At 53.8% G+C, this 14,283-nt stretch carries 10 protein-coding genes and 1 pseudogene; 1 reads left to right on the forward strand and 10 read right to left on the reverse strand.

The genetic code is table 11. The features are described 5' to 3' along the window. The 9 genes and pseudogenes from PHF27_RS09415 to PHF27_RS09455 all read right to left on the reverse strand — a co-directional run. Window positions 1-263, reverse strand: a pseudogene (locus tag PHF27_RS09415) (methyl-accepting chemotaxis protein); the annotation flags it as partial. Window positions 264-379: 116 nt separating this feature from the next. After that, a complete protein-coding gene (locus PHF27_RS09420; RefSeq protein WP_300069009.1) occupies window positions 380-1,912 on the reverse strand; it encodes an AbgT family transporter in 1,533 nt (510 codons plus the stop codon). A 104-nt stretch (window positions 1,913-2,016) separates the two neighbouring features. Further along, a complete protein-coding gene (locus tag PHF27_RS09425; protein ID WP_300069012.1) occupies window positions 2,017-3,222 on the reverse strand; it encodes an amidohydrolase in 1,206 nt (401 codons plus the stop codon). Window positions 3,223-3,486: 264 nt separating this feature from the next. Beyond that, window positions 3,487-4,833: a GTP cyclohydrolase gene (locus tag PHF27_RS09430; protein WP_300069015.1), complete on the reverse strand. Its 1,347-nt coding sequence runs from the start codon at window positions 4,831-4,833 to the stop codon at window positions 3,487-3,489. 262 nt (window positions 4,834-5,095) lie between these two features. Beyond that, window positions 5,096-7,363, reverse strand: coding sequence for an EAL domain-containing protein (locus PHF27_RS09435; protein ID WP_300069018.1), 2,268 nt, complete (start codon window positions 7,361-7,363; stop codon window positions 5,096-5,098). Next, the gene (ercA, locus tag PHF27_RS09440) at window positions 7,347-8,522 is read right to left on the reverse strand and encodes an alcohol dehydrogenase-like regulatory protein ErcA (protein WP_300069021.1); all 1,176 of its coding nucleotides are present in this window, start codon (window positions 8,520-8,522) and stop codon (window positions 7,347-7,349) included. Before ercA ends, PHF27_RS09435 begins: the two co-directional genes overlap by 17 nt. A 367-nt stretch (window positions 8,523-8,889) precedes the next feature. Beyond that, the gene (murQ, locus tag PHF27_RS09445) at window positions 8,890-9,819 is read right to left on the reverse strand and encodes an N-acetylmuramic acid 6-phosphate etherase (RefSeq protein ID WP_300069024.1); all 930 of its coding nucleotides are present in this window, start codon (window positions 9,817-9,819) and stop codon (window positions 8,890-8,892) included. Continuing rightward, a complete protein-coding gene (locus PHF27_RS09450) occupies window positions 9,816-10,913 on the reverse strand; it encodes a MupG family TIM beta-alpha barrel fold protein (protein WP_300069027.1) in 1,098 nt (365 codons plus the stop codon). The genes murQ and PHF27_RS09450 overlap by 4 nt, the downstream gene beginning before the upstream one ends. After that, the gene (locus PHF27_RS09455) at window positions 10,910-12,292 is read right to left on the reverse strand and encodes a PTS transporter subunit EIIC (protein WP_300069029.1); all 1,383 of its coding nucleotides are present in this window, start codon (window positions 12,290-12,292) and stop codon (window positions 10,910-10,912) included. The genes PHF27_RS09450 and PHF27_RS09455 overlap by 4 nt, the downstream gene beginning before the upstream one ends. Window positions 12,293-12,453: 161 nt before the next feature. Between PHF27_RS09455 and PHF27_RS09460 the strand changes: the two genes are divergently transcribed. After that, the gene (locus PHF27_RS09460) at window positions 12,454-12,897 is read left to right on the forward strand and encodes a protease inhibitor I42 family protein (RefSeq protein ID WP_300069031.1); all 444 of its coding nucleotides are present in this window, start codon (window positions 12,454-12,456) and stop codon (window positions 12,895-12,897) included. Between the two features lie 212 nt (window positions 12,898-13,109). Here PHF27_RS09460 and PHF27_RS09465 read toward each other — a convergent pair whose 3' ends face one another. Next, on the reverse strand, window positions 13,110-14,081 hold the full coding sequence (locus tag PHF27_RS09465) for a bile acid:sodium symporter family protein (protein ID WP_300069033.1): 972 nt from the start codon (window positions 14,079-14,081) through the stop codon (window positions 13,110-13,112). Between the last annotated feature and the right edge of the window lie 202 nt (window positions 14,082-14,283).

Here is a 14,283-nt window from a genome sequence, read left to right on the forward strand (position 1 = left end):
GCATCGGTTTCGCCATTAACAATGCTGGGCATAGTGGCGAGTAGGGAAACCTCCTGCTCGCTGGCGTTCAACCACAAGCCGACTTCTTTGGCATAGCTTGTAGACTGATCGACCAACAGTTCTTCCGCATCGTTGATCAGAATGCTTCTGGCGTTGTAGTAGTTGGCAAGACCAAGAATACTAAGGGAAAGCAGCAGACCGCAAATGACGAACAGAATTACTTTGGCGGTCAGGCTGCTTTGGATCTGTTTACAAAATGACACTTTTCATCACCCTAATTGTTAAGTTATAGTCATCGTAACAAAAGATTTGTTGTTTAGCAATAACTATATAATAAAATGGGCATCTCGCCAAGAGATGCCCAGAAGAAGGCTGTTATTTACCAGAGGCGTTGGGGGACCCCAGGACCTACAGGCAGCCCCATGAGGTACCAGAAGATGAACAAGGCGTACCACATAGCGAAGAACGAGAGGGCGTAGGGCATCATCAAGGATAAATAGGTGCCGATGCCGGATTCCTCTTTGTACTTCTTTAGTGTTTCCAGGAAGAGCGGCAAGAACGGATTCACTACCTGGATGGTGTTAAAGGCGCCATCGCCAGCGCGGAAGGCCACTTGGATAAACGCGGGGTGATAGCCCAGTAGCATGAACATGGGCACGAACACCGGTGAAAGCAGCGACCAGATGGCGGAACCACTGGCGATGAAGAGGCCCATGAATTGGCCGAAAAGCATGAAGCAAAGAAGTGCCGGCAAGCCGGTCATGCCGATGCTTTTCAAGAAATCAGCCCCGGACGTGGCAATAAGGGTTGAAATATTGGTCCAACTGAAGGCGGCGATAAACTGGGCGATGGCGAAAACCATGACCAAGAAGCCCGCCAGGCCTCGAACGCATTCGGTCATCATTTTGACAGCGTCATCGCCGCTTTTGATGGTGCGCGCTTTGATGCCATAGGTTAAACCGACCGTAAGGAAAAAGAGAAAGAGCAGCGGCACAATGCCTTTAATGAAAGGAGAACCGGGAATGCCGCCGGTTTCCGGGTTGCGCAAAAGAGCGCCTTCGGGAGCCACCAGCGCGACCAGGATGGCGACAAAAGCGAGCGTGCTCCAGCCAGCTGCTTTTAAAGAAGACAACTGAAGGCCGGAGGGCTTTTCCAAAACCACGGTCTGTTCTCCCATGTATTTTCCCATGCGGGGTTCTACAAATTTTTCCGTGACAATGGTGGTTAAAATAGCTAGGTAGAAAACGGCAAAGCACATAAAATACCAGTTATCCACCGGCGTGACGATCATGTTGGGGTCGACGATTTTAGCCGCTTGCGTCGTAATGCCGGAGAGAAGCACGTCGGTAGTGACGATTAAGATGTTGGCGGTAAAGCCGGAGTAAATCGCCGCCAAAGAACAGGCGAAACCTACAAAAGGGTGCCTTCCCATCGAATAAAAGACCATCGCCGCAATCGGCGGGACGACGACAATGGCGGCGTCCGAGGCCAAGTGACTCATAAAGCTCATGATAATGATCGTAAAAGTAATAAACCGTTTAGGAATGGTATGTATAGCGGTTTTAATCAAGCTTTCCATGAGACCGGTTTTTTCAACCAAACCGATGCCCAGCGTTAGAACCAGAATCATGCCGAGAGGCGGAAAGTTGATGTAGTTTTTGACCATGTCGGTCATAAACCAATGCAAGCCCTCTTGACTGAAAAGACTTTTGATGGGAATGAGTTTGTGGGTCAGCGGATGAATGGCTGTTACATTTTGTGAGGCCAGCACTGCGGATAAGGCGGCCAAGCCAAAAATAAGTAAAAGAAACAAAATAGCCGGATTGGGCAGTTTGTTGCCTATGACTTCCAGGCTGCGCAAAAAGCTGCCTCGGTTGTCGGTCGTGTCGGACGCATACGAGGGATGACTCATAATAAGCAAATCCTCCTTTTAATTACATAATAGTGCGTGATAAGCGTATGAGATAACGCGAAAAGTCACCTCCTAATGAGTTGTTTAAGGACATTTCCTAAAATTCAAGAAAAAACAGGCTGCTTAGCAGCGGTTTCTGGTTGTTTTAGCGCTAATAAAGCTGTTTGGTAAAGAATAGCTACTCCATGAAGCAAGGCTGCTTCGTCGATTTCGAAATAAGGACTGTGCAGACCGTGGTTTTCTTTGTCTTTGAAGCCGCAGCCCAGCCAGAAGAAACTGCCGGGAACCCGCACCAGGTATTTAGAAAAGTCTTCGGCCGCTAAGACCGGCTTAACATCGGTGTGCACCTGGTCGGCGCCGAGAACCGTTATGGCAGCTTGTGTTAAGAGTGCTGTGGGCTGGGGCCAGTTGTTGAGTACCGGATAGCCATGCTGGTAGTTAAGACGGTAAGAGCCGCCTTGGGAAGCGGTCATGCCGGAGAGAATACGATCCAGCTTGCTCGGCAGCGTACCGCGAACCCCTTCGGAAAGAGTGCGTACGGTGCCTTCGAGGATTACTTCGCGTGCGATCACATTATAGCGGTCGCCGCCGTGGATTTGGCCGATGTTGATGGTGGCCGTCTCCAACGGATCTAGCTGGCGGCTTAAAATATGGCTGATGCCTTGCAGCACGTCGGCGGCAATGGTAATGGCGTCAACGCCGTGCTGCGGCTGACCGGCATGGGCGCCTTCGCCGAGGATGGTGATGCTGAGCCGATCCGAGGCGGCCATAAGAGCGCCCGGGCGCAGGCCGATTTCGCCACAGGGAAGATCCGGCCACAAATGCAAGCCGAAAATGGCGGAAACGTCATCTAAAAGACCTGCTTCCAGAAAGAAATGAGCGCCTCCTTCCGGGGAGGCTTCTTCGGCGGATTGGAAAAAGAGCTTGATTGTACCGGCTAAATGCTGACGGTTGCTGTGGAGTAAGCTGGCTAAACCAAGCAAGATCGCCATGTGGCCGTCATGGCCGCAGGCATGCATGGCGCCCTCATGCTCGGAGCGAAATTCGGAGGCCGCTTCTTCACGGATGGATAAGGCGTCCATGTCCGCGCGGAAAGCGATGACAGGGCCGGGCTGGCTGCCGTGAATCACCGCGCATACGCCAAGATGGTTGCTGAACGTTTGTACGGAGAGTCCCAGCTTTTGCAGTTCAGCGGCAATCGTTTGGGATGTTTTTTTCTCTTGGTAGCTGGCTTCAGGTATGCGGTGCAGCTGTCTGCGCCAGGTAATCAGTTGGAGTTCCAATTGGGCCAGAGTCGATTTGTCAAACATAATAAGCACCTCTGTGTCTAAACGTTAGAAAGCGCGGTCATTGTGCACTTGCAGAACCATGTTGTTCGTTCGTGTGCTTTCTTAAGCGTATCATACCATAGAATTAAAGACGCTTAAAAGACATTTCCTAAAATAAAAACCCAAAAATAACGAAAAATAGAAAAAATACAAAGTGCAAAAAAATAGAGCTCCCCACATGCGTGAAGAGCTCCTTTGCTCATTGGCTTTAAATTGTACTCAGTATATACTTTCCATATGATAGTGTCAACCCCCAGAAGCTGATTCATCTATGGCTGGCTGCAGTAGCTGCTGCCAGTGGATGGAGTATAGTTTGCGGGGCCGCCCTTTATTGAGCAGTTCTTCGCCGGTGACATCGGCGAAACCTTGATTGGCCAAGGTTGTCAACAGACGGCGGGCGCTGCGGGTGGTAATGCCTAGGTGAAAGGCCAGGTCGTCTGCGGCCAAGGTATCGCGTTTCAACTGATCCAAGGCGGCAAACAGCTTGTTGACCGTGGTACGGCTGAGACTCAGCTTTTCGGCAAAATGTTGGCAAACCGAGTCGCTGGCGCGCAGGGAATATTTCAGATGCGTAGGCGAACTGAGCGGTCCTACGGCTTCGCGGCTGTCGGTAACCGCCATCCACAGGCCTTTGCCGGCGCGTTTGGCCAGACCCAGGGCGTGGAAGGCGTTCTCTTCCGCCACATAAGCTGTGGGGCCAAAGCCGATGCCGCCGCTGACCTTGGCGCTGACTTGGCGGGTGATTTCGTCGAAACAGGGCAGGACGGTCAATTCCTCGGTCCACTTTTCCAAAATGCCCCTGGTGGAGTAGAGCGTGTATTGACCGTCGCCGCGGACAACGATGGAGCCTTGCAGCTGTTTGGCGTAATCTACCAGGATTTCGTAAAGACGCAGCTCTATTTTTTTGGCGGCGTAGCTCGATGAGTTGCGCACAAGGTCGTCATAGTCGTCAATCGTGATGTGCTGAATGGCCAATTGACCGCCTTTAAAGCGTTCCGCCCGCACCGCATTAAGCGCTACTTCGATGGTAGTGCGGATGTTGCTGCGCGTAGGCCAGATGCGGAAAACCGGCACGCCGAGCTCTTTGAGCTTTTCATAGGTAGCTAGGTAGCAGGTGACGGCAATATGGCTTTGGCCGCTTTGCCAAAGCTGGTAATGGTAGTCTGCCAGTTCGGCGGCGGTGACAATATCTTCGGTTTCGTGCAGAAACAGCTTTGGCAGAGGCATGTTGGCGTCCAGGAAGGTTTCTTCGATTTCCTGGCGGTTGAAGGTGTCAAAGCTGATGCTGTCTATTTCTAGATGGGCCATATGGGTGATCTGCAGCAGCGCTCGGTAGAGGCTGGAGCCGATATGCGGAATATAGAAGCAGGGAATGTTTAGGCCGAGGCGCTGCGCATGCTTATAAGGAGAAATGCCGGAGAAAAGCCAGAAGTCGAACTCCTCCAAATGCTGACGGACAATGTCAGGCACTTCGGCGGCGTTTTGGTAGACAAAAGGAGTGGACACGATTTGGTCCTTCCATTCTAAAGCGACAGGATAGGTTAAAGCGACCGAGTCGGCGGGGCCGACCAGAGCCAGGCGAAGTTTTTCCATGAATGATACCTCTATTCTTTAGCCAATGTTGGATTACTTCTTGATTTAATACGTATTCGCCTTTAACTCTAAAATTCCTGTAAAAAAAAGACCCACCGGCGTGTTGGCGGTGGGGAGCAAGACTCGCTGCCGGGGCTGCAGTCGGAGAACTGCAGCTAGAGAGGGTGCTGCAAAGGGGGCGCAGCAAACCAGCGAGTATCTTTATCATACGGTAGAAGCAGGGAAGCGGCAATGGACATCGTTGCACCATGATAGAAAGATGCTAACCATTCAACAACGACGGAGGAGGGGAGAAGGCTAAGGCTTCTTCCGCTGGGAGCGGTTTGGCGAGAAGATAGCCTTGAATCAAATCGCAGCCCATGGCGTAGAGGCGCTGGAACTGTTCTTCGGTTTCTACTCCTTCCGCGACGACGGAGAGCTTCATATCGTGCGCCAGACGAATCATGGCGCGGACAATCGCCTGATTTTGCTCGGTGTGGTGTTTGTGTAGAAAAGTTTTATCCAGTTTGAGGCGGTCAATGGGCAACTGATTGAGATAAGTCAAAGACGAATAGCCAGTGCCAAAATCGTCCAGGGAAATGCTCAGGCCTATTTCACGCAGCTCTTGCAGCTTTAAGACATGCTCGTCAAAGGATTCCATGAGAATGGATTCGGTCAATTCCAGCTCCAGCCATTCAGGAGGAATGTTTTCCTCCGCTAAAATGCGCCGGACTCGCTGGGTAAAATCGGTCTGCATCAGCTGGCGGCCGGAAATGTTGACAGCGACCCGGATGGGAGGTTCTAGCGGCGAGCGCTGCCGTAAGAAGCGGCAGGCGCTGCGCAGCACCCATTCGCCGATAGGCAGAATCAAGCCTGTTTCCTCGGCGAGGGGAATGAACTCCAGCGGCGAGACTAGGCCGCGTTCCGGATGCTGCCAGCGGATGAGGGCTTCAAAGGCGGTGATGTGGCCGCTGGGAAGATCCAACTGGGGTTGAAAATAAAGAAGAAACTGCCTGGCGGCCAAAGCTTGATGCAACTGGCTTTCCAGCTGAATGCGCCGGATCATGGCCTCTTGCATGGCAGGCTCGTAAAGACGCCAGGTTTTTTTACCGGCGCTCTTGGCGCGATTGAGCGCGGTGTCGGCGTTGCGCAGCACATCGTCTGCAGACAGGTCGTTGCTTAGGGGGCATATGCCCAGGCTGGCCGACAGCGGCAAAGAGGTGCCGCGCACCATGAGCGGGCGGCTGCAAAGGTCTAGAATGCGCTGCGCCCATTCATCCGCTTCGCGGGTTGTTAAAGGGCCAAGCAAAACCGTAAATTCATCGCCCCCCAGACGGGCGGTCATGGTTTCGGCAGGCAGCATACTTTGCAGGCGGTGCGTTATTTCCAGCAGTACGTCGTCGCCACAGGCATGGCCCCAGGAATTGTTAATGAACTTGAAATTGTCCAGGTCAAAAAGAAAAAGAGTGTGCCGTTTTTCGCCGCTCTGCTGCGGCAGCAGCTCCGTTAACTTTTCCAGAAGGCTGGCGCGGTTAGGCAGGTTGGTCAGCGTATCATGGTAGGCCATGTGGCGGATGCGCTCTTCCTGCTTTTTGCGGGACGTAACGTCGGTATAGGAGCCGCACATGCGCAGAGGTTTATCTTGCTCGTCAAAGAGCGCCTTGCCTCGTTCTTGGACCCAGCAATAGCGGCCATTAGGCAGGCGAAAGCGGTATTCGACGGAAAAATAAGAGCTTTCCTTTAGTAAATGCTGCCGCATAGCCTGACGCCGTCCTGGCAGATCTTCGGGATGAATGTGTTGCAGCCAGCGCTGGATGCTGTCTTCATAGGCTATGGAAGGGAAGCCGATGCGCTCCGCCCAATGTGGCGAGACAACTACTTGCTTGCGCACGAGGTCCCAATCCCAGATGGCGTCGTTGGAGCCGGCCATAGCCAAACGGTAGCGATCTTCGCTTTCACGCAGCGATGCTTGGCTGGTTTCGAGCTCGCGAATCTTCGACTTTAGTTCCTCTTCAGCTTGCGACAATTGGCCATAGAGCGATTCCAACTCTTCATAATTAGCCTGTAGCTCTTCATATACGTCGGAAAGGTGCTGCTTGTCCTGCTTGTGCCGGGTGATGTCCCTGGCGACGATGACCAGCACGTCTTGGGTGGGCAGTTGTACCCAGGTAAGAGTAATTTCCACCGGTACTTCTTTGTTGCCGCAGCATTGCAGCAGACATTCCTGGGTTTTGGCGATTAATTCCACCGGCGTGTCCGGCGTCATGCCCTCGGGCAATTCCAAATGCAGCCAGTTTTGGATAGGAGCGCCTACAACTTCCTGCGCGCCGGCGCAATTTCGGGCGGCGGCGTTAGCGTCAAGGATGCGGTGGGTGGCGCGATCCACAAGAAAGATAGCGTCATGGGCTTGGTCAAGGAGCAGACGAAAACGCTCCAGATCGGCCATGCGAGCCTGCAGTTCGGGGTAATAGTTTTTGCGCAGCGAGTCTTCACCTAAGCCGATCAACAGCTCGCGGGTGAATTTGCTGTGGTCTTCAGAGCGCCTGTTCATAAATAGCCTCCAATTCTTCCACCGTCAAATCACGGGGGTTGGTAGCAAGGCAGGCGTCATTGCTGGCATGTTCGGCTAAAAGGGGCAAGTGCTCTTTTTGTACGCCCAAGTCGCCCAAAGTGCGGCTGACGCCTAGCTGACGGCGCAGGTCTTCGAGGTAGTTGCAGAGAAGATGGCCGCTCTCTTGGGGAGATAGGTCGGCTACAGGAAGCTGCAAAGCCAGGGCGATCTGCTGGTAGCGTTCCGGGCAGACTTTCATATTGCTGCGAATGACCGGCGCTAATAAAATGGAGTTGCATTCGCCATGAGGCAGGTCTAAAAAACCTCCTAGGCTATGAGCCATGGCGTGGACCGCTCCCAAGATCGCGTTGGAAAAAGCTAGGCCGGCTTCCAGGCTGGCCAAAAGCATTTGGCTGCGCGCCACAAGGTTATTTGGTTCCGCCCAGGCGGTGTGCAGCGACAGGCCGATCAAGCGGATGGCTTCTAAGGCGTGCAGATCGGTGACCGGCGAACTGGCGTTGGAAACATAGGCTTCAATAGCATGGGTCAGCGCATCCAGGCCGGTGCAAGCTGTCAATTCCGGGGGCATGGTGACGGTGAGTTCCGGGTCGATCAAAGCGGCGTCGGGCACGACGGCCTTGCTGACAATAGCAATTTTGGTGCGACGCTTTTCGGCCATAATAATGGCAAATTGAGATACTTCTGAGGCCGTGCCGCTGGTGGTGGGCAGGCATAAAAGAGGCGGCATGGGGCGTAAAATACGGTCTACTCCTTCAAAATCCAGCACATGGCCGCCGTTAGAGCTGACAATGCCGATTCCTTTGGCGCAGTCCATGACACTGCCGCCGCCAATGGCGACGATGGTGTTACAGTGTTCCTGATGAAAAAGTCTGGCACCCTCCATGGCTTCTTCCGAGCGGGGATTGGGCGTGATTTGGTCAAAAAGCACGCTTTCTAAGCCGGCGGAAGTCAAAATCTGGCGCATTTCTTGAATCCAGTGCGTATGCTCCCGGAGAAATTTGTCGGTCACCAAGAGGACTTTGCGGGCGCCGCAGTTTTTGGCGTAACGTCCCACTAGCTTGCGGGCGCCTAAACCGAAAATAAATTCCGGCGCGACAAATTTGCGCAGCTCCAACAGGGATCGCGTGTCTTGATTCATGGCGGCCAACCTCCTTACTTATATATAAAATAGAGGATTGAACAGATGTCGCGTGAGAAGGAAGGGTTTGCAATAAAATAAAGAATCACTTCGACATGAGTCAAAGTGATTCCTTCATAATTACAGAAGAATCAGAGAAAGACCGCGGGTGCGTGGGGATTGAACAAGAGAACCGGAGTCGCGGGAGGGTGTGCAGGAGAGGGGGCGGTTTACGCAGAGAGTAATAGAGGAAGTGCTAGAGAAAGGACAAAGATATAATCCGGGGAATAGAGGGAGCCTTAACCTTGCCGCCACAGCGGCGGAGGGATTCGACTCTTGTTAAAACCGAACCCTCAGTCATACCCTCTGATTCTCCCGTGACTCTTGTTCAATTTTTCGGTTTTTCATTCTCCTGTCCCAACTTTTGCAGCGCTTTGGCGACAAAGCCACCGCTTTGCTCCAGGGCTAAGCGGGCTTTATTCGCATCGACGCCGCCCAGGAGCATGACGATGGCGGTTTTTGCGTGGCCATCGGCAGCGGCAACAGCCGCTGCGACGGCTTCAGCAGCTTCGCCGGTAGCGGTTTGGACAATGCGGAGCACTCGCTGCCGCAGTTTTTCGTTGCTGGCCTTTACGTCGACCATGAGATTGCCGTAGACCTTGCCCAAAAGAATCATAGCCGTCGTGGAGAGCATGTTGAGCACCATCTTTTGAGCGCTGCCGGCTTTCATACGCGTTGAGCCAGTGATGACTTCGGGGCCGGTGACGACGGTAATGGCAAGCTCTGCCGCTGCGCTGATCGGCGAGTGCGGCGAGCAGGCCAAAGCGACGGTGCGGCAGCCAAGAGCGCGGGCGTAGCCAAGAGCGCCCAGTACATAGGGAGTTCGGCCGCTAGCGGCAATGCCGACAACCATGTCTTTGGACGTAAGGTTTTTGGTTTTGAGATCTTCTTCTCCTAATTCTGGACGGTCTTCGGCGGCTTCTACCGAACGGAATACCGCTGAAGGGCCTCCGGCAATAAGGCCTTGAATTTGCTCCGGGTTGGTGCCGTACGTAGGCGGACATTCGCTGGCGTCGAGAATGCCCAAACGCCCGCTGGTGCCGGCGCCGACGTAAAAGAGGCGGCCTCCTTGGGCAAGCGCTTCGGCAATCCACGTTGCGCCTTGAGCGATGGCTTCCAAGGCCGGGGCGATAGCCGCGGTGAGCGCGGCGTCTTCCTGGTGGATGCGGCGGACGATGTCGAGAGGTGTTAACTGATCGATGTCGGCGGTGGCGCGATTTTGCTCCTCTGTAGCGAGTGTTTCTAGGGCGACGGTCATGGCGTACCTCCTGGATAAATTTCAAAAGCGAAGGATTTTCCCGGTCCGAGATAGTCGAGCAGGAAAAGCTCTGTCGGCTCAATATGGGCGACTACGTTGACTCGGGGGTCGGCAGGCAAATCCTTCTGTACAATTTGCAACTCCCCTTGATAGCGTCCATAGCTGCTGTTGTCGATGGTGACGCAGCCTTTGGGGCGAGGCTGTGCCGGGCGAGGCGGCACTTCTTCAGTGCAGAGACCGCGAGCTTCTTGAGAGCGGGCGCAGGCTGCGCCAGGATCGTGGCGATTGGTATGGGGCGCATCCAGTAGGCGGCGCTCTATGGGCGAAAGATCCGGCTGTAAATGAAGGCGCAGTGAAAGAAGCTGCGTCTCGACACGGCCCACAGCCAGCAGCTCTTCCTTGGTCGCCAAGGGATCGCCGAAGAAAATGCCTTGCACCAAGCCGCTGGCGGCCAGTTCTTTGGCGGCGGTCTGCGCCGCCAAGGTTCGGTGGGCTTCTAGCGTGGGCAAGCCGGCGAAGAGAGGCCCTCGCGGATTGTGCAGGGAAGGAATGAAAGCCGCTACTTCAATGCTCTGGGCTGCAAAAAGACGGCAGCGTTCGGCGAAAAGCCGCCAGGACAGGCCGGTTTCGGGACGAGGATAATAGTTGTGACAGCTTTGCAGGCGAGAAGCATAGACGCCGTTATCCAAGAGCTGCTGCAAATCGTTTGCGGTAGTTGTGCTGGTATTAAGGCAAATAGACCACGGTTGTTCATGCGTAAGCTTGACTATGTCGGCACAGGTGAAACCGTCGTCCAGGCGCAAGGCCGCTAGTCCCAAACGAGCCAAGGCGGCGGTGTTTTGTAGCGAGCCTCCGAAAAAGCGGAAGGTACGCGGCGAAATATCGGCGGTAACGGCAAAATCCAGTTCTTTTGCTTTTTCTAGAATGGCGTCTAGCTCCGCCAGCAGCGTTTGGTTATCGGCCTCCGGTATATGGAGGGATGTGAAAAGTTCGCTGAAGCCCGCTTCGTTGGCGGTTTCCAGGTACTGCAAACTGTCAGCGAGGGGGTGCCCCATGCCGGCAAAAAGAGAAATGCCTTTTTTTATCTTCTTCATGCTTCTGCCTCCTCTGACGTTTCTACGGGGTCTTCAAAGCCGACGAGCCATGTGGCGCAAAAACCGCCGGTATAGGCGATAACTAGGCCCAGCAGATAATGCATGAGGCTGTCCGGTTGGATGAGAAAAGCTAAAGGCAGGCCTGATACGCCCATGGAAATGGAAGCCGTGTGCATAGCCGCCTGATAAGCGCCGCCGCAGGCAGCACCCAGACATGCTGTGAAAAAAGGGCGCCCTAAGGGCAGGGTAACACCGAAAATCAGCGGCTCGCCAATACCCAAGAGACCGACAGGCAACGCGCTTTTAATGATATGCTGCAAGCGGGTATTTTTTGTTTTTAGGTAGACTGCCAGCGACGCTCCAACTTGACCGGCGCCGCCCATGGCGAGGATGGGAAGCAGCGGATTTTCGTGGAGCGTGTTGAGAAACTCCATATGGATGGGCGTCAGTCCTTGGTGCAAGCCGGTCATGACGATGGGCAAGATGGTTCCGGCGAGCACAAAACCGGCGAAACCGCCGCCGTCCTGAAGCAAAACTTTGAAAGCAAAAACAATGGTGTCCGATAAAAAACCGCCTAAGGGCTGGAGTACGTAGTAAGTAGCTAAGGCGCCCACAAGCAGCGTCAGCGTAGGCGTGACGATGATGTCCAGCGCGTTGGGCACGTAGTGGCGCAGACGCCGCTCCAGCCAGGCCATAAAGCAGGCTACCAGAAGAACGCCGATGACGCCGCCCCGGCCAGGCACTAAAGCCTCGCCTCCTAAGTGAATGGAAGCGATGGCTGGGTTAATGAGCAAAACCCCTGCCAGGCCGCCCAGTGCCGGCGTACCGCCGAATTCCTTGGCGGCGTTGAAGCCGATGAAGATGGATAGATAGGCGAAAAGGCCCCAGCCGGTGACGGAAAGCAAGGTCGCCAGCTCATGCTCCGGCGGCAGGCCCAGACGGATGGCAAGATTGGTCAAGCCTGCGACCATGCCGGAAGCGACAATAGCAGGAATGAGCGGGATGAAAATGCCGGCGAGACGGCGCAGCAGCAGTTTGAAGGGCGTACGGTTTTTTTCATCGAGCGCCGCCTTGCGTGTGCGGGCTTCAGTAAGGGGTTCTGGCTGCTGGAGGGAGGCTGGTTTTTGCTGCAGTATCTGAAGATGGGCGGTTACTTTATTGACAACCCCAGGTCCCAGGACGATCTGACAGCGGCCTTCTGCGCCCAGTAAGCCCAGTACACCCTGGAGGTTTTTAATTTTTTCTTTGTCTACCTTTGTTTCGTCAGCGACAGTGATGCGCAGGCGGGTCATGCAGTGTGCAATGGAAAGCAGGTTGTCCGATCCTCCTAAGAGGGGCAGCAACGCTATAGCAAGTTGTTGTTCTTTATCAACGGTCATGCATATCTCCTTAGCTTGAGCAGATTTAAAATACGACTTTAATTTTCATTCGCCGCGCAGGAGCTGATTCCTGTTTCTTCGTGCCGAGGAGCAGGAAGTTGGCAAAAGAGCAACGAACAAGAAAAAAGAAATAAAGTTAGTACTAAGAGGAGGATGTATTCATGCGTAAGTCGGTATTGTTATTTGTTCTTTGCGCGCTTCTTTTGACGCTGCCTGCAGTGGCGGCGGCCGAGGGCATGGCTTGGAGGGAACTTCCAGTGGTAGCTCAGGTGCAGTGGGATGGTAAGCTCGGCGGTACGGAAAGTCTGCAGTTGCAACTGCGGGCGGGACAGACGGTGCAAGTGGATTTGCTGGCGGCGGCCGGTACTGGGTATTTGTGGAGTACGCCGATCACGGCGGATTTGAAGTATGCTGTTTTAGCGCATGATTCCGGTCCTCAGGCATTGACGGATCGCATGGGAGGCCCGCTGCAGCAGCGTTTGTTCTACCAGGCCCGCGGTGGCGTGGAAGGCACGGAAACGCTGACCTTTGTGCTGCGTCGTCCTTGGGAAGCCGCAGATAAAATCGCGGCTACGCGGACTCTGACTATCAGCGTTAAACCGTAAAAGGAGCCGCTGAAAGGAACGAACAAGAGAACCGGCGACGGTGCTGGACGCACCTAGGGTCGGTCGCGCCATGGATGGCAAGGCGACCGACGTCCAATGAGGGTACGACTGAGGAGTATAGAATAGCCAGGCGAAGCTTGTTTGCAAGCTTTGCCTGGCTATTTGCTTTCTCATGCGAGCCCTCTCGTGACTCCGATTCTCTTGTTCAAATCTCAATTTCCGTTCTTCGTGGCATTCCCCAAGCGCTTGAAAAAGCGGTACACATAAGGCACAAGGGTAGCTACCGGCTGCTGGTACAAGATAGACATGGTAATGGGGATGGCCGCGGCCGGAGGGAAGTAGCTGAGAGCCAAGACGACACCGCAGGCGTTGTTGCGAATGCCTACATTGTAGATCATAGTGAGGACGGTTGATTCCCGGCGATCTTTGAGAGCCAGCGAACCGAGCCAACCAACAAAAAAACTGGCGCTGACAACGCCCAGCGTAATAATCAGAGCTTTTAGGGTGGAAGCGTTCCAGGACAATAAAGGCATGACAACTGCGGAATTGATAAAGATAACCGCGCTTAAAGAAAGCTTCGAAGTAACGCCGCCGACGCTTTTGGCAAAAGAAGCCGTGCGGCCTTTGGACAAATCATTGCAAAGCATGCCCAGCAAACTAGGAATGGTGACCATAAGTAAAAGGTCTTCCACCATTTTTAGGTAACTGATTTCAATGGTTTCGCCAATCGCGAAGTGGAAAAAAGCGGGCAGCACAAGCGGCACAAGAAAGGTGTCCAAGGTGACGGCTACCAAAGATACCGCTAAATCTCCCTGCACCAGAGCCGTCCAGATAATGGAGGTGACCCCAACGGGAATGGAAGCGCCAATAAGGTAGCCAATGCGAATTAAAGGCTCATCAGGATAGAAAACGTGCCCCACAATCCAGGCGGTGAAAGGGGAGGCGAGATGTACTAGCGCCAAGATCCACAAAGGCTGCCAAGGGTGGCGCAGCACCTGGAGGAAATCGCGCAGGCTGGTGGAGAGGGCGGTGACAAAGGTCATATAAGCAAAAAGCAGGACCGTTGTCTGCCGGAGCAGCGAAGAATCGCTAAGGGGGAAGAAAATGCCGCCAATTAAAGCAGTCACAACTACAAGAAACATCCGTTTACCTAACCAGGCATTTAAAGATAACCAGTTTGTCATTTTATACAGCCTCCGTGAGTTGGTATGTGTGTACTCTCTATCCTAGCATGGGCCCGGCATTTTTTCTAATCTTTTTAGAAAAGAAAAAACGAGACGGGTGTTCGCCGCAGGAAAAAAACGGTACAATAGTACAAAAGAAGCGTTTAGAGAACGCAGGAGACTGGAAAGGTGGCGCATGGATGGTTGCGGACATGGCGGGACG

Origin of the sequence: Anaeromusa sp., assembly GCF_028691475.1 — a bacterium.
In the GTDB taxonomy this organism is placed as follows: domain Bacteria; phylum Bacillota; class Negativicutes; order Anaeromusales; family Anaeromusaceae; genus Anaeromusa.

Coding starts and splice junctions, on each gene's coding strand:
- PHF27_RS09455 (WP_300069029.1), bottom strand. CDS start 12,292: ATGACCGTTGATAAAGAACAACAACTTGCTATAGCGTTGCTGCCCCTC.
- PHF27_RS09465 (WP_300069033.1), bottom strand. CDS start 14,081: ATGACAAACTGGTTATCTTTAAATGCCTGGTTAGGTAAACGGATGTTT.
- ercA (WP_300069021.1), bottom strand. CDS start 8,522: ATGAATCAAGACACGCGATCCCTGTTGGAGCTGCGCAAATTTGTCGCG.
- PHF27_RS09460 (WP_300069031.1), top strand. CDS start 12,454: ATGCGTAAGTCGGTATTGTTATTTGTTCTTTGCGCGCTTCTTTTGACG.
- murQ (WP_300069024.1), bottom strand. CDS start 9,819: ATGACCGTCGCCCTAGAAACACTCGCTACAGAGGAGCAAAATCGCGCC.
- PHF27_RS09430 (WP_300069015.1), bottom strand. CDS start 4,833: ATGGAAAAACTTCGCCTGGCTCTGGTCGGCCCCGCCGACTCGGTCGCT.
- PHF27_RS09450 (WP_300069027.1), bottom strand. CDS start 10,913: ATGAAGAAGATAAAAAAAGGCATTTCTCTTTTTGCCGGCATGGGGCAC.
- PHF27_RS09420 (WP_300069009.1), bottom strand. CDS start 1,912: ATGAGTCATCCCTCGTATGCGTCCGACACGACCGACAACCGAGGCAGC.
- PHF27_RS09435 (WP_300069018.1), bottom strand. CDS start 7,363: ATGAACAGGCGCTCTGAAGACCACAGCAAATTCACCCGCGAGCTGTTG.
- PHF27_RS09425 (WP_300069012.1), bottom strand. CDS start 3,222: ATGTTTGACAAATCGACTCTGGCCCAATTGGAACTCCAACTGATTACC.